Source organism: Streptomyces sp. NPDC102406 (assembly GCF_044765725.1).
Lineage (GTDB): Bacteria > Actinomycetota > Actinomycetes > Streptomycetales > Streptomycetaceae > Streptomyces.
In genome coordinates, this window is the sequence record NZ_JBIWKP010000009.1 from 204,292 (window position 1) to 225,006 (window position 20,715).

Genomic DNA, 20,715 nt, shown 5'->3' on the forward strand with positions numbered 1-20,715 from the left:
CGGCTCGGCATCGGTATCGCGCCCAGGTCCGGACCGAGGAGGGCAACGGGCCCCGGGCATGACAGGCTGGGGGCATGGCTCAGATCAACCCCAGCATCCTGTCCGCGGACTTCGCCCGCCTTGCCGACGAGGCAAAGTCCGTCGAGGGCGCCGACTGGCTCCATGTCGACGTCATGGACAACCACTTCGTCCCCAACCTCACACTCGGGGTTCCGGTCGTAGAGTCGCTGGCGCGGGCGACGGACACCCCTCTGGACTGCCATCTGATGATCGAGGACCCCGATCGATGGGCGCCCCAGTACGTCGAAGCGGGGGCCGGCTCCGTCACCTTCCACGTCGAGGCCGCCGCCGCCCCGGTCCGCCTCGCCCGCGAGATCCGCGCCAAGGGCGCCCGCGCCTCCATGGCCCTCAAGCCGGCGACACCGATCGAGCCCTACGAGGACCTGCTCCCCGAACTGGACATGCTGCTGATCATGACGGTGGAGCCGGGCTTCGGCGGACAGGCGTTCCTCGACATCATGCTGCCGAAGATCCGCAGGACCCGGCAGCTCATCGCCAAGCACGGCCTCGAACTGTGGCTCCAGGTCGACGGTGGTGTCTCCGCCTCGACGATCGAGCGGTGCGCCGAGGCCGGCGCGGACGTCTTCGTCGCCGGTTCGGCGGTGTACGGCGCGGACGACCCGGCGGAAGCGGTCCGTGCATTGCGCACGCAGGCACAGAGCGCGACCGCCTCGGCCTCGTGGGCATGCGGCCACTGAGCCACAGAAACATGAACGCCGTACTTCGGGGCTGATCAAGCCCGCAGGATCTGCAAGGATGAACCGCGTATCCAGGTTGTGAACGCAGTGAGTCGTGCAAACGCAGTGAGTCGTGCAGAAGAGCAGTGAGGAGATCGCCGTGTCCGCATCATCGGCAGGTCGGTCAGCCCTGCGGATGGGCCCCGCGGAGCTGGTGCAGGCGGCGGCCATGGCCCGTCGCTTCTACCTGGAGGGCAAGTCCAAGATCCAGATTGCCGAGGAGTTCGGCGTCAGCCGCTTCAAGGTGGCCAGGGTCCTGGAGACCGCCCTGGAGCGGGATCTCGTACGCATCGAGATCCGGGTCCCGGCCGAGCTGGACGCCGAGCGCTCCGACGCGCTGCGCGCCCGCTACGGCCTGCGGCACGCGGTCGTCGTCGAGTCGCCGGCCGAGGCGGAGGAGTCGCCCGACCCGGAGAACCTCGGTGAGGTCGCCGCCGATCTGCTCGGCGAACTGGTGACCGAGGGCGATGTCCTCGGCCTCGCCTGGGGCCGCTCCACCATCCACATGGCCGCCGCCCTCGACCGGCTCCCGCCGTGCACCGTCGTGCAGTTGACCGGTGTGTACGACGCCGGGACGGCGGAGCGCGGATCGGTGGAGGCCGTCCGGCGCGCCGCGCAGGTCTCCGGCGGCGACGCGCACCCCATCTACGCGCCCATGCTGCTGCCCGACGCCGCGACCGCGGCGGCGCTGCGCAACCAGACGGGGATCGCCCGCGCCTTCGAGTACTTCGACAAGGTCACGGTGGCGTGTGTGTCGATCGGCTCCTGGGAGCCCGGCATCTCGACCGTGCACGACATGCTCAGCGACGAGGAGCGCGCGCACTACGCGTCCCTCGGGGTCGCCGCCGAGATGTCCGCGCACCTCTTCGACGCGCAGGGCCGCCGGGTCGGACGTGACCTGGGGGAGCGGTGCATCACCGTCGAGGCGGACCGCCTGCGCCGCATACCGGAGGTCGTGGCCATCGCGGGTGGCCAGCGCAAGGCCGCCGCCATCGACGCCGTGCTGCGGTCCGGACTGGTGACGAGCCTGGTCACCGACACCGCCGCGGCCGATTTCCTGCTGGCCGCGGGGTCGGCGCCCCGGTCCGCGTTGCAGCGGACCGACCCGGATGACTGACACGGTCGTCCTCGACCTCACCGGGGCCCTGGACAAGGCCGCCTTCATGGACCGCTGCGCCGCCGCGCTCGCGCTGCCGGACTGGTTCGGCCGGAACTGGGACGCGCTGGCCGACAGCCTGAGCGACCTCGGCGCCGGGCCGGACGCCGGGCGCGGCCTCGTCCTCCTCGTGACCGGCTGGGGCGCGTTCGCGGAGCGGTGCCCCGAGGAGTGGGCCACGGCCCGCGAGGTGTTCGCCGAGGCGCACCACGTGGAGCTGCGCCTTGGACGATCGTCCGAGGCGGACCGCTGACCTTGGGATGTTCGGCCCGGAGACGCGGTCGCGGGCGCCGTGGGAAAATGAAGTACGTGCTTTGTGCCCCGGAGGATTCCTCCTGGGGACCCCTTCTACCGACTGGGATGTCCGCACGTGCGTTTCCTCAATGACATCAAGCCCGCGTACGACCTGACGTACGACGACGTCTTCATGGTGCCGAGCCGGAGCGCCGTCGGCTCCCGCCAGGCCGTCGACCTCTCGTCGCCGGACGGCACGGGCACCACGATCCCGCTGGTCGTCGCCAACATGACCGCGATCGCCGGACGCCGTATGGCCGAGACACTGGCCCGCCGCGGCGGGCTCGTCGTCATCCCCCAGGACATTCCGATCGAGGTCGTCACCGAGGTCATCTCCTGGGTCAAGACCCGCCACCTCGTCCTCGACACCCCGATCGTCCTCGCGCCGACGCAGACCGTCGCCGACGCCCTGGCGCTGCTGCCCAAGCGCGCGCACAACGCCGGCGTGGTCGTCGACGACGAGCAGCGCCCCGTCGGCGTCGTCACCGACCAGGACCTGACCGGCGTCGACCGCTTCACACAGCTCTCCGAGGTCATGGCCAAGGACCTGCTGCTGCTCGACGCGGACATCGACCCGCGCGACGCCTTCAACAAGCTGGACGGCGCCAACCGCCGCTACGCCCCCGCGGTCGGCAAGGACGGCAGGCTCGCCGGCATCCTGACCCGCACGGGCGCCCTGCGCGCCACGCTCTACACCCCGGCCACCGACGCCGACGGCAAGCTGCGTATCGCCGCCGCCGTGGGCATCAACGGGGACGTGGCGGGCAAGGCCAAGCAGCTTCTCGACGCGGGCGTCGACACCCTCGTCATCGACACGGCCCACGGCCACCAGGAGTCGATGATCAGCGCCATCAGGACCGTGCGCGCGCTCGACCCGCAGGTCCCGATCGTGGCCGGCAACATCGTCGCCGCCGAGGGCGTGAAGGACCTGATCGAGGCCGGCGCGGACATCATCAAGGTCGGTGTCGGGCCCGGCGCCATGTGCACCACGCGCATGATGACCGGCGTCGGCCGGCCGCAGTTCTCCGCCGTCATGGAGTGCGCCGCCGAGGCGAAGAAGTACGGCAAGCACGTCTGGGCCGACGGCGGTGTCCGCCATCCGCGCGACGTCGCCATGGCGCTGGCCGCCGGTGCCTCCAACGTGATGATCGGCTCCTGGTTCGCGGGCACCTACGAGTCCCCGGGCGACCTCCAGCACGACGCGCAGGGCCGCGCCTACAAGGAGTCCTTCGGCATGGCGTCCGCGCGCGCCGTGAAGAACCGGACCTCCGAGGAGTCGGCCTACGACCGGGCCCGCAAGGCGCTGTTCGAGGAGGGCATCTCCACCTCCCGGATGTTCCTCGACCCGCAGCGTCCGGGCGTCGAGGACCTGATCGACTCGATCATCGCGGGCGTCCGCTCGTCCTGCACCTACGCGGGCGCCGACTCGCTCGCCGAGTTCGCCGAGCGGGCCGTCGTCGGGATCCAGTCCGCCGCCGGTTACGCCGAGGGCAAGCCGCTGCACGCGAGCTGGAGCTGAAGCCGGTCCCGGCGGCCTGACGGGGCGGCGGGGGCGGCGCCGCGCGTCAGGCCGCCGGCGCCGCCCACGCCGCCTCGACGCGTTTGCCGTCCGGCGCCGGGAGCACCGCGAGGCGCTCCGCCAGCCGCTCCACCATGTGCCAGCCGAAGCCACCGCCACCGCTCAGATCAGGGGCGCGCGGCACCGGCGGGTTGGGGTCGCCGTCCTCCACGGCCACCGAGAGGCCGTCCCCGTCCACCCGCAGCCGCAGGCGCGAGAAGGCGCCGGTGTGCCGGGCCGCGTTGGTGACCAGCTCTGAGACGACCAGCAGCACCGCGTCCGAGTCGGCCCATGGACAGTGCTCGGCGAGGAACCGGGCGGCCACGCCCCGGGCCTGGGCCCCTGTGACGGGCCCGTGCACCACGATCTCCATACGGGACAACTACCCTCCGACCGGATCTTCATGGTCCCCGGCCGCCGCCGGGACCCCGGGGAGGACCGTGTCGAGCCCCGTGATGCGGAAGATCCGTTCGACGACGGGGGAGAGGCGGCGGACCGCCAGCTCGGCGCCGCGCTCCTGAAGCGCGGTACGGGCCCGCAGCAGCACGTTGATGCCGCCCGAGTCGAAGAACCGTACGCCCGACAGGTCGAGGGTCACGGTGGTGCCGGGCGCGGTGGCGAGTCCGGTGACCGTCGCGAGCAGTTCCGGGGCCGTCGCGTAGTCGAGGTCGCCGGTGAGCGTGATCAGCGGCCCCTCCGGCCCGTGCGTGATGTCCGTGAGGGAGGGCGCCGCCGCGGCGGGCGGGCCGTCGGGTATGGACTCGGGTGCCGCGTGCGTCATCGGCTTCTCCGTACGGTCAGGGCGAGCGTGTCGTCCGGGTGCAGGATCACGGTGTGCATCTCCTCGGCGAGGGCGCCGGGGATGTCGTCGGTCGGCAGATGCCGGTGCCGGACGGCCGCCGACACGAGCCGGCGTTCGCCTTCGTAGGGGTCGCGACGGCTCTCGGTGAGACCGTCCGTGTACAGCACCAGAAGGTCGCCGGGGGCGAGCTGCTCGCGCCACAACCGGTCGCTGCCGGCCATCGGGTAGCCGATGCCCCGGCCGCGCACCTCGAGGAACCGGGCGGAACCGTCCTCGGCGACGAGGAGGGGTGGGGGATGGCTGCCGTTGGCGAGATCGACGCGGCCCGTGACCGGGTCGATGCGGGCCAGCAGGACCGTCGCCATCAGGTCGCGGTCGTAGGGCAGCAGGATCTCGTCGGTCCGCGCGACGATCGTCTCCAGGGGGTGTCCCTCCAGGGCGAGCGTGCGGACGGCGTGCGTCACGTTCAGGGCGCTGCTGGTACTGGTGAGGCCGTGGCCGAGCGCGTCGACGACCGTGATGTGCACGGTGCCGTCGGGGAGCTGGAACCAGTCGTACAGATCGCCGCCGGTCGGGGCGTCCGTGCCCGCGGGCGCGTAGTGGATGGCCAGTTCGAGCCCGTCGACCTTCATCGGGCCGGGGCGCAGCGCGTCCTCCAGCTCGCGCAGCATCTGGCCGTGGGCGCGGCGCAGTTGCTCGTCGCGCTCCTCCAACTGGACGTACAGGGCGAGGACCCCGCTGTTCGTCTCGTCCAGTTCATGGGTGAGGCGGCGCCGGTCGGCCTCCAGGGCGTCGGCGCGGGCGACCGCGACCCGCAGCTCCTCCTCCAGCAGCTCGGTGGGGGAGGGCTCGGCGGACTCCAGGGCCGGGGGGCGGCGCTGTCCGGGCAGCGGCACGCGCCACACCGTGGTGTCCGCCTCGCGCCGCCCGGGCAGCGGCAGCGCCTCGACCGGCGCGGCCCAGGGCGTCTGGGGGGCCCGCAGCCGCACCGTGAGGGCCTGCCCGTGCGCGGCCTCCTCGTAGGCGGCCTCCAGCGTGACGGGCCGGCCGGCCCGCAGCTCGGACTCGGCGACACGGGCCACGGACAGGGTCAACTGGGTCCGCAGCTCGGCCGAGAGCCGGTACGTGACCGCCAACGCCCGCACCGCGGCACGTAGTTCGGCCGGGGAGCGGTGGGTCGTGCGCTGCGCGGGCGCGGCTGCCCGGTCGGTCATGTATTCCTCCTTACCGCCCCGGTGACCAGGGCGGTCGCGTCGTCCCGAACGGAACGGTGACCGTGGCCCAGGGCCGCGGCGAGCAGCCGGGGCGGCAACCCCAGCAGGAACGGGGTGGCCGTGTCCGGCCAGCGCGCCGCTATTCCGTCGCTGTGCAGCACCGCCGCGCTCGTCTCGGGCATGGACAGGGAACGCGGCAACGGGCGCGGCATGTTCCAGCCGACCACACCCGGCTGTCCGGCGGCCCGGGGCCCGACGCCGTCATGGCCGACGAGCAGCAGCCGTACGTTGCCGATCCCGCAGTGCTCCGCGGTGCCCGGCCGCAGCCGCAGCAGGCCGACGGCGGCGCCGCGGCCTCCGCGCAGCGCCCGGTCCATCGCCCCGAGCAGCTCCGGCAGGGGGCGCTCCGGGCCCTCGTGGAACACCCGCACGGCGGCGGCGCTCGCCTCGGCGGCCTCGACGCCGTGCCCGAGCCCGTCCACCACGACCGCGGTCCGGCCGCCCGGCGCGTCCGCCACGGCCGCGCTGTCCCCGCACGCCTCCTCACCGCGCAGCGGCAGGCAGACCAGGCCGAGGTCGGCCCGGGCCGGGGCGGCGTCGGGGGCGCGGAAGCGGGCGCAGATCAGCGTGCCGACGCCCGGCAGGGTGCGCAGCGCCAGCTCGTCCGCGAGCCGCCGGGCGGCGCCCATGCCGGAGCCGAGGGTCCCGGTGGTGCTGTATCCGTCGGTCATGGCCCGGTCGGGGCTGGCCATGCCGGGGCCCCGGTCGACGGCGACCACGTCGAGGCCGCCGTTCTGCGGAAGGCGCTGCACGTAGACGGCGCCGTCGACCGCGTGCCGCAGCAGGTTCCCGGCGAGCTCGGTGGTGAGCACCGCCGCCCGCTCGACGGCGGTGGCGTCGAGGCCGCTCGCCCGCGCCGCGTCCCTGGCGAGGGACGCGGCGTGGTGGACGGCGCTGGGGTGGTCGACGACGACGTGCGCGGTCACGGCGGCGTCGGCGAAGACGCTCACCGCACCGTCCAGCGAACCACGGTGACCGTCGTGCCGGCCCCGGGGCAGGTGTCGACATGGAACTCGTCCATCAGCCGCCGGGCACCGCCGAGGCCGTGCCCGAGACCGTTGCCCGAGGTCCAGCCGTCCGTCATCGCGGTGCCGAGGTCCGGGATGCCGGGCCCCTCGTCCTGGATGACGAGACGGATGCCCTCCGCGCCGCGGCGCTTGAGCAGTTCGACGGTCAGGGTGCCGCCGCCGCCGTGGATGTAGGCGTTGCGGGCCAGTTCGCTGGCGGCGGTCACCACCCGCGTCTGGTCGACCAGGCCGAAGCCGCACTCGACGGTCGCCGCGCGCACGGCGTGCCGGACCGTCAGCAGGTCGTCCTCGGAGCGCACGTCGTAGTCGCGGCGGACGGCGACCTCGGCCGCCGCGGGGCGCATCGTGTGCGCGGTGCGCTCATCCGACATGGTCACGGTCTGGGCCCTCCGGGGTCCTCTGCCAGCCGAGCGCGGTCAGGCCCTGCTCGGCGTTGAGCGCCGTCTCCACACCGGTGAGCTGGATGCCCAGTTCGACCAGGGTGATGGCGACGGCGGGGCGCATGCCCGCGACGATGACGCGGGCGCCCAGCAGCCGGGCCATGTTGGTGAGTTCCATCAGCGTGCGGGCCACGAACGAGTCGATGAGTTCGAGCCGTGAGATGTCGATGAGCACGCCGCGGGCGCGGTCGGAGACGATCCGCTCGGTCAGCTCGTCGGTGAAGGCGACCGCGGACCGGTCGTCCAGCTCGTTGAGCAGCCCTGTCACCAGGACGTCGGCGAGCCGCAGGATGGGGACGCCCGTCGGGCGCTGCGTGGTCACCGCGGTGCCGATCCGGTCACCGCGAAGCCGACCGCGGGTTGATCGGTCAGCTTCACGGCGTCGGCCAGGGCGTCGGCCAGGGTCGCACGGGTCAGGATGGTGGACAGGTCGATCCCCAACTGTGCGATGGTCTGCGCGATGGGCGGCCGGATACCGCTGATGACACAGTCCGCGCCCATCAGGCGGACCGCGTTGACCGTGTGCATGAGGTGCTGGGCGACCGCCGTGTCCACCGTCAGCACACCGGTGATGTCGATGATGGCGATCTTGGCCTCGTCGTCCTGGATCGCCTGGAGCAGCGACTCCATGACGATCTGGGTGCGGGCCGTGTCCAGCGTGCCGATGAGCGGGACGGCCAGGACGTGCTTCCACAGCCGCACGACGGGTGTGGACAGCTCCATGAGCTGGCGGCTCTGGCGCTGGATGATCTCCTCGCGCCCCTCGACGTAGGTCTCGAAGGAGAGGGCGCCCGCTGCGTCCAGCATGCGGTTGACCAGCACGGCCGCCGAGAACAGCTCGCTCGTGTCGCGTGTGGTGTGCTGCACGGCCGCCAGCAGCGCCTCCTTCAGGGACAGGACGGCGAGCGCGGTGTCGGTGGGTGTGGCCCCGGCCCGGACGCGGCGCAGCGAGAGCTGCGTCACCGTCGTGCGCAGATTGTGGTGCGACGTCACCAGGCGACCGACGGGGGTGTCACTGGCCAGCGCGTCGGTGAGGGCGTCGATGAGCAGGTGCGCCTCCTCGCGCAGCTCGCCGTCGGTCATGTCGGTGCCGAGCGCGGCCTGCTCCAGTTGGAGCAGCGTCCACCGGTCGGCGATCTGCCCTTCCTGGTCGCGCAGCGCCTCGAGCAACAGGTTGCGGATATCGGTCTCGCTGGTACTCACAAGCCCCTCTCACACCGTTCTTCTCGTACGGCTGTATGCACCTGCACATGATGCACACATCGATCATTCGCCGCCCAAACCCGGGGCGACGCGCGACCGTCCCGTGCTTCGGCCGACGAACGGCCGAAGCACGGGACGGCCCCACCGCGTACCCCCGGAAGGACGGTTCATGCCGCCCCCCGGCGTGTGACGCCGAGCACACGGGAACGCAACAGGCGAAACGGACGCCGCAACGAACGTGCGACACGGCGCGATCCGCGCAACGAACATGCGCCGGTACGCAAGGTTGCTGCATTACAGCCGGGAAGCCACGTCCTCTAGAGTCATCCGCTGTACGTGGCACGGCGGGGGACGGCCTGCTCGGCGGTCCCCGGTCCGATGTGACCACCGCAACGCTCCCTCGCCCCGCCCGACCCCAACCGGCAGCGATGAAGGAGCCAGTCCGTGCTCGATCACGGCGCACCCCCGCGCACCCCACAGACCGAGACCGCGAGCGCGGGCCTCGGCGCCCGTCTGATGCGCCGCAAGCCGGTGGAACGCCTGGTCGACGAGGGGGGCCAGGGCGAGGGTGGCACGCTGCGGCGCTCCCTCGGACTCTGGCAGCTCACCATGATCAGCATTGGTGCCACGCTGGGCACCGGCATCTTCGTGGTCCTCGGCGAAGCCGTCCCGAAAGCCGGTCCCGCCGTCACGCTGTCCTTCGTCATCGCGGGCCTCACCGCCCTCTTCTCGGCCCTCTCCTACGCCGAGCTGGCCGGGTCCATCCCGGTCGCCGGCTCCTCCTACTCGTACGCATACGCAACGATGGGTGAGCTGATCGCCTGGGTGTGCGGCTGGTGCCTGGTCCTGGAGTACGGGGTCTCCGTCGCGGCCGTCGCCGTCGGCTGGGGCGAGTACCTCAACGAACTGCTCGACGGCACCATCGGCGTGACCATCCCGGACGTGCTCTCCGCGCCGCCCGGCGACGGCGGCATCTTCAATCTGCCCGCGCTCATCGTGGTGCTGCTCGCCATGGCGTTCCTGCTGGGCGGCGCCCGGGAGTCCGCCCGGGCCAACACGATCATGGTCGTGGTCAAGATCGTGTCGCTGCTGCTGTTCTGCGCCATCGGCCTCAAGGGCTTCCGGTCCGGCAACTACGAGCACTTCATGCCGCTCGGCATGGCCGGCGTCAGCGCCGCCGGTGCCACGCTCTTCTTCTCCTACATCGGCTTCGACGCCGCCTCCACCGCCGGTGAGGAGGCCAAGAACCCGCAGCGCGACCTGCCGCGCGCCATCATGCTCTCCCTCGTCATCGTCACCGCGCTGTACGTCCTGGTCGCCGCGGTCGCCGTCGGCGCGAGGCCCTGGAAGCAGTTCAGCGACTCCGAGGCCGCGCTCGCCGGGATCATGAAGGACGTCACCGGCCAGACGGTCTGGGGGACGCTGCTCGCCGCCGGCGCGGTCATCGCCATCGCGTCCGTCGTCCTGACCGTGCTCTACGGGCAGACCCGCGTCCTGTTCGCCATGAGCCGGGACGGCCTCGTGCCCAAGGTGTTCTCCAAGGTCCACGCCAAGAGCGGGGCGCCGCGCGTCAACACCGTCATCGTCTCCCTGTTCTGCGGTGTGCTCGCCGCGGCCATCCCGCTGGGCCAGCTCGCCGACGCCACGAGCATCGGCACGCTCTTCGCCTTCGCCCTGGTCAACATCGCCGTGATCGTGCTGCGCCGGACCCGGCCCGACATGGAGCGCACCTTCCGCGTGCCGCTCTCCCCGGTGCTGCCGGTCATCGGCTTCGCGCTGTGCCTGTGGATGATGGGCTCCCTGTCCGTGATCACCTGGATCGTCTTCGGTGCCTGGATGGCCGTGGGCCTCGTGTTCTACTTCTGCTACGGGATGCGTCGCTCCCGTCTCGCCGCCCCCGCGCGTGCCGCAGAAGCACAGAAGTGAACCGAGCACGGAAGTGACCGAGCACGGAAGTGAACCGAACACAGAAGTGAACCGCCTGCCTTGCTGAACGATCTCGACGAACGCATCGTGCACGCCCTCGCCGAGGACGCCCGCCGCTCCTACGCCGACATCGGCCAGATCGTCGGCCTCTCCGCGCCCGCCGTGAAGCGGCGCGTGGACCGGCTGCGGGCCACCGGCGCGATCACCGGTTTCACCGTGCGGGTCGACCCGGCCGCGCTCGGCTGGGAGACCGAGGGGTTCATCGAGATCTACTGCCGCCGCAACACCTCGCCGGACGCCATCCGGCGAGGTCTGGAGCGCTATCCCGAGGTCGCCGCCGCCTCCACCGTCACCGGTGACGCGGACGCCCTCGTCCAGGTCTTCGCCTCCGACATGCGCCACTTCGAGCGGGTCCTGGAGCGCATCGCGGGGGAGCCGTTCGTCGAGCGGACCAAGTCCGTGCTCGTGCTTTCCCCGCTGATGCGCCGCTTCACCTCCGGCTCACCGGTCTAGTTCACCGCCGTCCGGTTCACCGCTCCCGTGCCCTTGCGGCCCCGCGCAACGAATCGCCGCGGCAACCCCCGCGCGCGCAACGGATCGCACGTACAGACGCAACAGTCCCGGCTTCCCCGCCGCGCCACGGAAACGTACCGTCGTAACGGTCCCCGGCAGTCCCGGCGACCCTCCCTCTCCGTCGTACGTCGTCCCCGTGCACAGCCATGCCGTCGTCGCCGCGAACCCGTATCCGCTAGGAGTCCGTACCCCATGACGTCCACGGTGCCCACCGCCGTCCAGCACACCGAAGCGCAGCCGCCGATCACCATGTTCGGCCCTGACTTCCCGTACGCGTACGACGACTTCCTCGGCCATCCGGCGGGGATCGGGCAGATACCGGCGACCGAGCACGGCACCGAGGTCGCCGTCATCGGCGGTGGCCTCTCCGGCATCGTCGCCGCGTACGAGCTGATGAAGATGGGCCTCAAGCCCGTCGTGTACGAGGCCGACAAGATCGGCGGCCGGTTGCGGACCGTCGGCTTCGAGGGGACGCCGCCGGACGCGGCCGGGCTGAGCGCCGAGATGGGCGCGATGCGCTTCCCGCCGTCCTCGACGGCGCTCCAGCACTACATCGACCTGGTGGGCCTCACCACCCGGCCGTTCCCCAACCCGCTCTCCCCGGCCACCCCCTCGACCGTGGTCGACCTCAAGGGCGAGAGCCACTACGCGAGGACGATCGAGGACCTGCCGCAGGTCTACCGCGACGTCGCCGCCGCGTGGAACGCCTGCCTGGAGGACGGCGCCGACTTCACGGACATGAACCGGGCGATGCGCGAGCGTGACGTGCCCCGCATCCGGGAGATCTGGTCCCGGCTCGTCGAGAAGCTCGACAACCAGACCTTCTACGGGTTCCTGTGCGAATCCGAGGCGTTCAAGTCCTTCCGTCACCGGGAGATATTCGGCCAGGTCGGCTTCGGTACCGGTGGCTGGGACACCGACTTCCCGAACTCCATCCTGGAGATCCTGCGCGTCGTCTACACCGAGGCCGACGACCACCACCGCGGCATCGTCGGCGGCTCCCAGCAGTTGCCGCTGCGGTTGTGGGACCGCGCCCCCGAGAAGATCGTGCACTGGGCGCAGGGGACCTCGCTCGCCTCGCTGCACGCGGCCGGACAGCCGCGCCCCGCCGTGACCCGGCTCGCCCGCACCGCCGGGAACCACATCACCGTCACCGACGCCGGGGGCTCCATCCGCACGTACCGCGCGGCGATCTTCACCGCGCAGTCCTGGATGCTGCTCTCCAAGGTGGCGTGCGACGACGCGCTGTTCCCCATCGACCACTGGACGGCGATCGAGCGGACCCACTACATGGAGTCCAGCAAGCTGTTCGTCCCGGTCGACCGGCCGTTCTGGCTGGACAAGGCCGTCGACGACCGGGGCAACCCCACCGGCCGGGACACCATGTCGATGACGCTCACCGACCGGATGACGCGCGGCACCTACCTGCTGGACGACGGTCCGGACAAGCCCGCCGTCATCTGCCTCTCCTACACGTGGTGCGACGACAGCCTCAAGTGGCTGCCGCTGTCGGCCAACGAGCGCATGGAGGTCATGCTCAAGTCGCTCGGCGAGATCTATCCCAAGGTCGACATCCGCAAGCACATCATCGGCGACCCGGTCACCGTGTCCTGGGAGAACGAGCCCTACTTCATGGGCGCCTTCAAGGCGAACCTGCCCGGCCACTACCGCTACCAGCGCCGCCTGTTCACCCACTTCATGCAGGACCGCCTCCCCGAGGACCGGCGCGGCATCTTCCTCGCCGGTGACGACATCTCCTGGACGGCCGGCTGGGCCGAGGGCGCCGTGCAGACCGCGCTCAACGCCGTCTGGGGCGTGATGCACCACCTGGGCGGCAGCACGGACGCGACCAACCCCGGACCCGGCGACGTCTACGACGAGATCGCGCCGGTGGAACTGCCGGAGGACTAGGGGGCAATACCCCTGGGGCCCTCTCAGACCCCGGCCGCCCGTGCCTTCTCGTAGACCTCCGCGGCCACGTCCTTGAGCTCCTGGGCGTCCCGGACGGCGCCCTGGAGGTCGACGATGATCTCCTCCAGGCCCACCTCGGCGTGGGCGGCCAGGTCCTCGACGATCTGGGCGGCGCTGCCCTGGAACGGCCGGCGGTCGTCGGCGGCGCGGCCCTCGCGGATGTAGAGGGCGTTGGCCCGCAGCACGCTCCGGAGCGGGGCCGTGCGTCCGCGCTCCGCCGCCAAGGCCCGCAGCTCCGCCCACCGCGTGCGCAGGGCTTCGGCGCCCGCCGCGGCGGGCATCCAGCCGTCCGCGCGGTCGACCAGGCGCCGCGCCGCCTTCGCGCTGTTCGCCGGGAGGAGGATCGGCACGGGGCGGGCCGGCTTGGGGCCGATCACGGACGGGGCGATGGTCGTCAGCTCGCCCTCGTACGCCACCGGGTCCGGGCCCCACACCGCACGGCACACGTCGATCAGCTCGTCCAGGACCCGGCCGCGCCGCTCGAAGGGGGCCACGGACGCCGCCGCGTACTCGTCGACCGACCAGCCGGTGCCGAAACCGGCGACGACCCGGCCGCCGCTCGCCGCGTCCAACGAGGCCAGCGCGCGGGCCAGTTGGAGGGGCACGTGCAGCGGGGCGATCAGGACGCTCGTGCCGAGCCGGACGCGCGAGGTGGCCGCCGCGGCGAGCGTGAGCGAGACCAGCGGATCGGCGACCGAGCGGTACCGGTCGGGCCAGGGCAGTCCAGGAATCCCGTAGAGCCCCTGCCGGGCGGGCTCGGGGAACAGGATCCGCTCGAAGACCCACAGGCTCCCGTACCCCGTGGCCTCCGCCGCGCGTGCCACGTCGGGGATGTCGCGGCCGATGTCGTACTGCCGCATCTGCGGGAGGCCGAGGCCGAGTCGGGTCGCCATACCATGCTCCTTCGTCGCCTGCGCATCAGGTGCCGCACCGTTCAACGCGCGGGTCCGTTCGGAGAGTTCCGGGTCCGCGGGCGGTGCTCAGTCGGGGAGCGGGGTGAGCAGCATGCGGCTGACCAGGCCCACCGAGGTGTCGAGCCGGTGACTGAACTCGGCCGCCACGCAAGGGAGTTCGCGCAACGCCCACAGGGCGCGCGCGCTGCCCCACGCGGCGTCGCGGGCCCGCTCCAGACTCCACGAGCCGAGCAGATGGGTCAGCGGATCGGCGACCTGGAGGAGATCGGGTCCCGGCATCAACTCCTCGCGGATCCGCTCCTCCAGCAGGACGAGGAGGTCGCCCACGCGCTCGAACTCGTCCTCCAGCGCGTCCGGTCCGCAGCCGAGCGTACGACAGGAGTCCACGACGGCCAGCGCGAGATCGTGGCCGATGTGCGCGTTGATGCCCGCCAGGGCGAACTGAAGAGGGCGTACGCCAGGGTGGCGGCGGAACTGGAGCAGCGGTCGCCAGCACGCGGGCCCGCGGCCCCCGAGGACCGCCGCGTCGAGGGCGCGGAGATAGCGCTCGGCGAAGCGGACGCCCAGCGTGCTCGCGGCGCCCCGGTCGGGGAAACCGCCTGCCGCGCCGCGGTCGACGGCCCGGCCGACCGTCTCGGTGACGGTGAGGTAGAGCCGGTTGAAGACCGCCACACCGTCCCGGGGCGGCAGGTCGAGGGCGAGCGCGCGCATCCGCGCGATCACCGTGTCGATCCCGGGTGCGGCGGGGGCCTGAGTACTCGCGAACCGTTGCGACTGCGCCATGGCCGAAGGGTCCCAGCCGTCGGCTGACGCGGGTGTCGGCTGGCCGGGGGCTTCCCCAGAACGAGCGAACCGACGGCCGAGAGGAGGGCGCGCACCCCCGATCACGCCTACGAGCCGGCCGACTGATTTCCTCTCGCCGCCCCGGACCCGCCCGCGCCGTGCTCGTCGTCGCCGTGCTCGTCATAGGTCGACGTGCCCGCGTCCAGGAGCGGTTCCTGCGACCTGAGGTGCGCGGGGGCCATGGCGCGCAGCGCGTGGTAGCCGGTGATCACGACGATCGTGCCGAGCGCGATACCGCTGAGGGAGAAGGTGTCGGTGAACTTCAGGGAGACGTTGCCGACGCCGATGATGATGCCCGCGGCGGCCGGTACCAGGTTCAGCGGGTTGCGCAGGTCCACCTCGGCGTTGATCCAGATTTGCGCGCCGAGCAGCCCGATCATGCCGTAGAGGATGACGGTGATACCGCCGAGCACGCCGCCCGGGATCGCCGCGACGATCGCGCCGAACTTGGGGCAGAGCCCGAAGAGGAGGGCGAATCCGGCCGCGGCCCAGTAGGCCGCCGTGGAGTAGACGCGGGTCGCGGCCATGACGCCGATGTTCTCGGAGTACGTGGTGTTGGGCGGGCCGCCGACGGCGGTGGACAGCATGGAGGCGGCGCCGTCCGCCGAGATCGCCGTACCGAGCTTGCCGTCGAGGTTCTCGCCGGTCATCTCGCCGACCGCCTTGACGTGCCCGGCGTTCTCCGCGATCAGGGCGATGACCACGGGCAGCGCGACGAGGATCGCCGACCACTGGAAGGACGGCGCGTGGAAGGAGGGCAGGCCGACCCAGTCCGCCCGGCCGACGCCGGAGAGGTCGAGGCGCCAGTGGTCGACGGCCCGCGTGCCGCCGTTCACCGAGTGGATCTTGCCGAAGGCGCGGTCGAAGACCCAGGAGATGCCGTAGCCGAAGAGCAGCCCGAGGAAGATCGCGATACGGGACCAGAAACCGCGCAGGCACACCACGGCCAAACCGGTGAACAGCATCACGAGCAGCGCCGTCCACTGGTCCGCGGGCCAGTAGGTGGAGGCGGTGACCGGCGCCAGGTTGAAGCCGATCAGCATGACGACCGCGCCGGTGACGATCGGCGGCATCGCCGCGTGGATGATCCGCGCCCCGAACCGCTGCACCGCGACACCCACGAGGAACAGCACGAGGCCGACGACGAGGACGGCGCCGGTCACGGTGGCACTGGTGCCGCCCTGCGCCCTGATCACGGCGGCCACGCCCACGAAGGAGAGCGAGCAGCCCAGGTAGCTGGGCACACGGCCGCGCGTCGCGAGCAGGAAGATCACCGTCGCGACGCCGGACATCATGATGGCGAGGTTCGGGTCGAGCCCCATGAGCACCGGCGCGACGAACGAGGCGCCGAACATCGCGACCACGTGCTGGGCGCCGAGCCCGATCGTGCGCGGCCACGACAACCGCTCGTCGGGGCGGACGACGGCGCCGGGCGCCGGGGTGCGTCCGTCGCCGTGCAGTTTCCAGCGCACGCCGAGGTCCATGTGAGTTCTGCTTTCTGTGGCTCGAAATGACCGCCTCATGGTAGAGGCACGCACGTACGAGGGCCGCCGCGTGTCCTGCCGTGCTCTTGTCGGACTCCTTGTCGCGCGGAGGGTGGAGGTCTACCCTCGCTCGCACTTGTCCATGAACATCGTTCACATACATGTCTGGATCGATGGGTGGATAGACGGATGGAGCCGTGTGATGCGATCAAGACCCCGGACACGCCTCGGCGCGCTCGCCGCGGCGGCCGCTCTGACCGTCGTCCTGATGCCGGCCGCGGACGCCGCCGCCCATGGCGACGGCCCCACGACGGCCGCTCCGAGAACCGCAGTCCTCGACGGCGAGCGCCTGCTGCGGACCAAGCACCGCCTCGCCCACGGCGACCCGCGACTGAAGCGATCCGTGAGGGACTTGACGGCGCGCGCCGACGCCTGGCTGGACCAGGGCCCGTGGACCGTCGTCGACAAGCCGAGGCCCGCACCGGGCGGTGACGTCCACGACTACCTGAGCCAGGCCCCGTACTGGTGGCCCTCCACGCGGCCCACCGCCGACAACCCGTGGGGCTGCCCGTACGTGCAACGCGACGGACAGCGCAATCCCGAGGTCGACACGGGCACCGACCGCCAGGACGTCGAGAAGGTCTTCGACTCCACCTACGACCTCGCCCTCGCCTGGTACTACACGGGCAGGAAGCAGTACGCCGTGAAGGCCGCCCAGGTCCTGCGCACCTGGTTCCTCGACGCGGACACGAGGATGAACCCGAACCTGGACCACGCCCAGTTCATCCCGTGCACGTACGACGGCCGCGCCATCGGCGTCATCGACTTCTCGCAGTCGTACACGAGCGTCGTCGACGCCGTCGCCCTCCTCGCCACCGGCGCCCCCGGCTGGTCCGGGACCGACCGCGCGGGCATGGGGAAGTGGAACGAGGACTTCCTGGACTGGCTCGTGCACAGCGACTTCGGCCGGCAGGAGGGCGCCGCCGACAACAACCACGGCACCTTCTACGACATGCAGGTCGCTGCCCTCGCCTGTGCGACCGGCGACACGGACCTCGCACGCCGCACCGTCCTCGACGCCCGCACCCGGCGCGTCGACGCGCAGATCGCGGGCGACGGCAGCCAGCCGCAGGAGCTCGCGCGCACCCGGAGCTGGCACTACTCCACCTTCGACCTGGTCGCCTACACCCGGCTCGCCGCGATCGGCCGCCATGTCGGCGTCGACCTGTGGGGCTACCGGGGCCCGGCCGGGCAGAGCCTGTTCAAGGCCGTGGACCACCTGCTGCCCGCGGCGACGGGGGCGACCGCCTGGCCCCACCCCGAGCTGGAGTTCCACCGCTTCGCCGCGAGCGACGTCGTCCGGGCGGCGGCCGACGCGGGGGACAGAGCCGCGCGCAAGGCCGTCCCGAGGCTGGAGGCACCGCCCGGCGGCGACCTGTGGGCGTTGCGCCCCGCGGCGGAGCAACTGGACTCGATCGCGGGCTGACCCCCGGCGCTCCCCGCGTTCACTTGGTCGGAGACACCGGCGCGTCCTGGGCCTTCGCGGCCGTCGTCGGGGTGCGGTCGGCGCCGCGCAGTACCCCGGCGAAGACCATCAGGCCGCAGGTCAGCGCGGTCACCAGACCGAACGACACTACTAGGCTCGTCAAGTCCGCGACCGTACCGATCGCCGAGGGCGCGATCAGCCCCGAGGTGTACGTGATCGTGGCGACGCCCGCGATGGCCTGGCTCGGGTTCGGGCCGCTGCGCCCGGCCGCGGCGAACGCGAGCGGCACCACGACCGCGATGCCGAGGCCGAGCAGACCGAACCCGGCCATCGCGACGGCCGGGTTCGGCGCGGCGACCACGAGCAGCGCGCCGAGCGTGGCCACGACCCCGCTCACCCGCACGGTGCGCACCGCGCCGAACCGGTCCACGACCGCGTCCCCCGCGATCCGCGCCACGGCCATGGTGAGCGTGAACGCGGTGGTGCAGGCGGCCGCGAGCCCGGCGGAGGTGTCCAGCACGTCCCGCAGATACACCGCCGACCAGTCCAGGCTCGCGCCCTCGGCGAAGACGGCACAGAACCCGACGGCCCCGATGAGCAGGGCGGACTTCGGCGGCAGCGCGAACCGCGGCGGTGCCTCCTCGTCCTCCGCGGGCCGCAGGTCGAGCACCCAGCGGCAGGCGATGAACCCGGCCGTGGTCAGGACCGCCGCGGCCAGCAGGTGATGCACCCGGGCGTCCGCGCCGAGGTGCGCGGCGAGGGTGCCGCCCGCCGAGCCGATGAGAGCACCCACGCTCCACATGCCGTGCAGCCCCGACATGATCGACTTGTCGAGGCGGGTCTCGACCTCCACGCCGAGCGCGTTCATCGCCACGTCCGACATACCGGCCGTGGCGCCGTAGACGAAGAGCACCGCGCAGAGCGTGAGCAGGTTCGGGGCGAGCGAGGGCAGGACCAGGGCCAGCGTCCACAGGGCGAGAAGGCCGCGCAGCGCCGTGCGCGCCCCGAACCGGTGGCTCACACCGCCGGCCAGCGGCATCGCCACCGAGGCGCCGATCGCGGGGAAGGCGAGCGCGAGACCGAGCTGGCCCGCGCTCACCCCCGCGTGGTCCTGGATCCAGGGGACGCGGGTCGCGAAGGAACCGGTCACCGCCCCGTGGACGCAGAAGACGGTCGCGACGGCGTAGCGCGCCCGCTTCACGTCCCGCAGCGCGTACGTCACTTCACTCATCCGGTGGGCCCCTCCCAGTACGTCTCCATGCCCGGCGCCATGGTGCCGCCGTAAACTATCAGGAACCCTGCCTGTTAGTTAACCCGTTTCCGCGTAGGATTCCGGCCATGCCCGCATCACCGAGGACCGCCCGAGCCATCAACGACCGGCTCGCACTGCGCTTCCTCCAGGACCGAGGCCCGCTGACCGCGGGGCAGTTGAAGGAGCTGACCGGTCTGTCGCGGCCCTCCGTCGCCGACCTCGTCGAGCGGCTCACGGCATCCGGGCTCGTCACGGTCGTCGGGGAGGCGGGTGCCCAACGGCGCGGCCCGAACGCCCGCCTCTACGGGATCGTCGCCGACCGCGCCCACCTCGCCGCGCTCGACGTGCGCACCGAGGGCGTCCGGCTCGTCGTGGCCGACCTGCTCGGCACCGTGCTGGCCCGGGCGGAGCTGCCCGTCGAGGAGGGCGAGGAGACGGGCGCCGCCGTCGAGCGCGCGGTCGCCCTCCTGGAACGTACGGCGAAGGAGGCGGGCGCCGAGCGGCTGCACACGGTCGGGGTGGGCGCGCCGGGGCTCATCGACCCGGTCTCGGGGGAGCTGCGCGACTCCACCGGCCTGCCCGAATGGCACCGCCGACTGGTCGCCGCGCTCCAGGAACGGTTCCCCGCGCGCGTGTCGGTGGAGAACGAGACGAACCTCGCGGCGCTCGCCGAGCAGCGCGACGGCGCCACCCGGGACCGCTCCACGTTCGTGCTGCTCTGGCTCGGGCTCGGCATCGGGGCCGCGGTCGTCCTGGACGGGAAACTGCGGCGCGGCGCCTCCGGCGGCACCGGCGAGGTCGGCTTCCTGCCCGTGCCGGGGACGGCCGGGCTGCCCTCCGCGACCGGCTGCGACGGCGGCTTCCACTCCCTGGCCGGATCGGCGGCGATCCTCGAACTGGCCGCCGCCCACGGCCTGGTGGACCCCGGGGAGCCGGTGGAGCGGGCGGCAGGCGTGGTGCGCGACGCCGTCGCCCACGGCGCGGACGGGTTCCTCGACGCCCTGGCCGACCGGGTGGTGCTGGGCGCCGCCGCGATCGTGGCCGTCCTCGACCCCGGGTGCGTGGTGCTGGCCGGGGAGGTCGGGCGGGCCGGGGGCGACGTGCTGGCGCGCCGGGTCGCGGAGCGGCTGGCCGCGATGTCACCGCTGGCCACGGAGGTGCGGGCCGGGGCGCTCGGCGGCGGCGCGGTCCTGCGCGGCGCGCTGCTGAGGGCACGCGAGTCCGCCCAGGACGACGTGTTCGGGCCGGGGGGCCGGGCGCCCTCCGCATAAGGGGCCCGGCTTCCCGGCGCGGGTCAGCGTGCCTCGCGCCCCGTCAGGTATTCCTCGAACGTGCCCTTGCCGACGGCGTGTTCCGGGGCCAGGTGCCCGCCCGAGCGGAATGCGCGGTACGTCCTGCCTGCCAGCGGAACGGCCAGCACCGGACGGTGCCTGCCCTCCGCCCGCAGATACGCGCGCGCCGGGTCCGCGAGTCCGCCCAGGACGACGTGTTCGGGCCGGGGGGCCGGGCGCCCTCCGCGTGAGGTGCCCGGCTCTCCGGCGCGGGTCAGCGTGCCTCGCGCCCCGTCAGGTATTCCTCGAACGTGCCCTTGCCGACGGCGTGTTCCGGGGCCAGGTGTCCGCCCGAGCGGAATGCGCGGTACGTCCTGCCTGCCAGCGGAACGGCCAGCACCGGACGGTGCCTGCCCTCCGCCCGCAGATACGCGCGCGCCGGG

20 protein-coding genes and 2 pseudogenes are annotated in these 20,715 nt (G+C 72.4%); 9 read left to right on the forward strand and 13 right to left on the reverse strand.

Annotated features, from left to right (window positions below; translation table 11 throughout):
• Positions 1-74: 74 nt before the first annotated feature.
• The 4 genes from rpe to ACIRF8_RS29860 all read left to right on the forward strand — a co-directional run bounded on the left by rpe (position 75) and on the right by ACIRF8_RS29860 (position 3,766).
• Positions 75-758 (forward strand): ribulose-phosphate 3-epimerase, encoded by a 684-nt coding sequence (gene rpe / locus ACIRF8_RS29845; protein ID WP_404219720.1) that lies wholly within the window; start codon positions 75-77, stop codon positions 756-758.
• Positions 759-933: 175 nt separating this feature from the next.
• Positions 934-1,914 carry a sugar-binding transcriptional regulator gene (locus ACIRF8_RS29850; RefSeq protein ID WP_404219871.1) on the forward strand — a complete coding sequence of 327 codons (981 nt, stop codon included), beginning with the start codon at positions 934-936 and terminating at the stop codon, positions 1,912-1,914.
• Complete coding sequence (locus tag ACIRF8_RS29855) at positions 1,907-2,206, forward strand: barstar family protein (RefSeq protein WP_404219722.1); 300 nt, start codon at positions 1,907-1,909, stop codon at positions 2,204-2,206. Before ACIRF8_RS29850 ends, ACIRF8_RS29855 begins: the two co-directional genes overlap by 8 nt.
• A 117-nt stretch (positions 2,207-2,323) precedes the next feature.
• Positions 2,324-3,766, forward strand: coding sequence for a GuaB1 family IMP dehydrogenase-related protein (locus tag ACIRF8_RS29860; RefSeq protein ID WP_404219724.1), 1,443 nt, complete (start codon positions 2,324-2,326; stop codon positions 3,764-3,766).
• 46 nt (positions 3,767-3,812) lie between these two features.
• Here the strand turns inward: ACIRF8_RS29860 and ACIRF8_RS29865 are convergent, their stop codons facing one another.
• Genes ACIRF8_RS29865 through ACIRF8_RS29895 form a run of 7 tightly spaced genes read right to left on the reverse strand, consistent with a single transcriptional unit; the run spans position 3,813 to position 8,552 of the window.
• On the reverse strand, positions 3,813-4,178 hold the full coding sequence (locus ACIRF8_RS29865; RefSeq protein ID WP_404219726.1) for an ATP-binding protein: 366 nt from the start codon (positions 4,176-4,178) through the stop codon (positions 3,813-3,815).
• A gap of 9 nt (positions 4,179-4,187) precedes the next feature.
• Positions 4,188-4,586, reverse strand: a complete 399-nt coding sequence (locus tag ACIRF8_RS29870) for an STAS domain-containing protein (RefSeq protein WP_404219728.1) — start codon at positions 4,584-4,586, stop codon at positions 4,188-4,190.
• Entirely contained in the window at positions 4,583-5,821 is a 1,239-nt protein-coding gene (locus ACIRF8_RS29875) for a PP2C family protein-serine/threonine phosphatase (protein ID WP_404219730.1), read from the reverse strand. Before ACIRF8_RS29875 ends, ACIRF8_RS29870 begins: the two co-directional genes overlap by 4 nt.
• Positions 5,818-6,831: an ATP-binding protein gene (locus ACIRF8_RS29880; RefSeq protein WP_404219732.1), complete on the reverse strand. Its 1,014-nt coding sequence runs from the start codon at positions 6,829-6,831 to the stop codon at positions 5,818-5,820. The genes ACIRF8_RS29875 and ACIRF8_RS29880 overlap by 4 nt, the downstream gene beginning before the upstream one ends.
• Entirely contained in the window at positions 6,828-7,280 is a 453-nt protein-coding gene (locus tag ACIRF8_RS29885; RefSeq protein ID WP_404219873.1) for an ATP-binding protein, read from the reverse strand. Before ACIRF8_RS29885 ends, ACIRF8_RS29880 begins: the two co-directional genes overlap by 4 nt.
• The gene (locus ACIRF8_RS29890; protein ID WP_404219734.1) at positions 7,270-7,671 is read right to left on the reverse strand and encodes an STAS domain-containing protein; all 402 of its coding nucleotides are present in this window, start codon (positions 7,669-7,671) and stop codon (positions 7,270-7,272) included. The genes ACIRF8_RS29885 and ACIRF8_RS29890 overlap by 11 nt, the downstream gene beginning before the upstream one ends.
• Positions 7,668-8,552, reverse strand: a complete 885-nt coding sequence (locus ACIRF8_RS29895; RefSeq protein WP_404219736.1) for an STAS domain-containing protein — start codon at positions 8,550-8,552, stop codon at positions 7,668-7,670. Before ACIRF8_RS29895 ends, ACIRF8_RS29890 begins: the two co-directional genes overlap by 4 nt.
• Before the next feature lie 444 nt (positions 8,553-8,996).
• On the opposite strand from ACIRF8_RS29895, the gene ACIRF8_RS29900 reads away from it, so the two are divergent.
• From ACIRF8_RS29900 to ACIRF8_RS29910, 3 genes are all read left to right on the forward strand, one after another.
• Complete coding sequence (locus ACIRF8_RS29900) at positions 8,997-10,478, forward strand: amino acid permease (protein WP_404219738.1); 1,482 nt, start codon at positions 8,997-8,999, stop codon at positions 10,476-10,478.
• 60 nt (positions 10,479-10,538) lie between these two features.
• The gene (locus ACIRF8_RS29905) at positions 10,539-10,991 is read left to right on the forward strand and encodes an Lrp/AsnC family transcriptional regulator (protein ID WP_404219740.1); all 453 of its coding nucleotides are present in this window, start codon (positions 10,539-10,541) and stop codon (positions 10,989-10,991) included.
• A gap of 252 nt (positions 10,992-11,243) precedes the next feature.
• Positions 11,244-12,962, forward strand: coding sequence for a flavin monoamine oxidase family protein (locus tag ACIRF8_RS29910; RefSeq protein WP_404219742.1), 1,719 nt, complete (start codon positions 11,244-11,246; stop codon positions 12,960-12,962).
• 23 nt (positions 12,963-12,985) lie between these two features.
• Here the strand turns inward: ACIRF8_RS29910 and ACIRF8_RS29915 are convergent, their stop codons facing one another.
• The 3 genes from ACIRF8_RS29915 to ACIRF8_RS29925 all read right to left on the reverse strand — a co-directional run bounded on the left by ACIRF8_RS29915 (position 12,986) and on the right by ACIRF8_RS29925 (position 16,263).
• Positions 12,986-13,915 carry an LLM class F420-dependent oxidoreductase gene (locus tag ACIRF8_RS29915; RefSeq protein WP_404219744.1) on the reverse strand — a complete coding sequence of 310 codons (930 nt, stop codon included), beginning with the start codon at positions 13,913-13,915 and terminating at the stop codon, positions 12,986-12,988.
• Between the two features lie 87 nt (positions 13,916-14,002).
• Entirely contained in the window at positions 14,003-14,719 is a 717-nt protein-coding gene (locus ACIRF8_RS29920) for a DUF5995 family protein (RefSeq protein ID WP_404219746.1), read from the reverse strand.
• Positions 14,720-14,826: 107 nt separating this feature from the next.
• On the reverse strand, positions 14,827-16,263 hold the full coding sequence (locus tag ACIRF8_RS29925; protein ID WP_404219748.1) for a uracil-xanthine permease family protein: 1,437 nt from the start codon (positions 16,261-16,263) through the stop codon (positions 14,827-14,829).
• Positions 16,264-16,465: 202 nt separating this feature from the next.
• On the opposite strand from ACIRF8_RS29925, the gene ACIRF8_RS29930 reads away from it, so the two are divergent.
• Complete coding sequence (locus tag ACIRF8_RS29930; protein ID WP_404219750.1) at positions 16,466-17,749, forward strand: alginate lyase family protein; 1,284 nt, start codon at positions 16,466-16,468, stop codon at positions 17,747-17,749.
• 19 nt (positions 17,750-17,768) lie between these two features.
• Here the strand turns inward: ACIRF8_RS29930 and ACIRF8_RS29935 are convergent, their stop codons facing one another.
• A complete protein-coding gene (locus tag ACIRF8_RS29935; protein ID WP_404219752.1) occupies positions 17,769-18,980 on the reverse strand; it encodes an MFS transporter in 1,212 nt (403 codons plus the stop codon).
• A 107-nt stretch (positions 18,981-19,087) separates the two neighbouring features.
• Between ACIRF8_RS29935 and ACIRF8_RS29940 the strand changes: the two genes are divergently transcribed.
• Positions 19,088-20,272 carry an ROK family transcriptional regulator gene (locus ACIRF8_RS29940; protein ID WP_404219754.1) on the forward strand — a complete coding sequence of 395 codons (1,185 nt, stop codon included), beginning with the start codon at positions 19,088-19,090 and terminating at the stop codon, positions 20,270-20,272.
• Between the two features lie 23 nt (positions 20,273-20,295).
• Here ACIRF8_RS29940 and ACIRF8_RS29945 read toward each other — a convergent pair.
• Positions 20,296-20,460, reverse strand: a pseudogene (locus ACIRF8_RS29945) (nucleoside-diphosphate sugar epimerase); the annotation flags it as partial.
• A gap of 86 nt (positions 20,461-20,546) precedes the next feature.
• Positions 20,547-20,715 (reverse strand): annotated as a pseudogene (locus ACIRF8_RS29950) (nucleoside-diphosphate sugar epimerase); the annotation flags it as partial.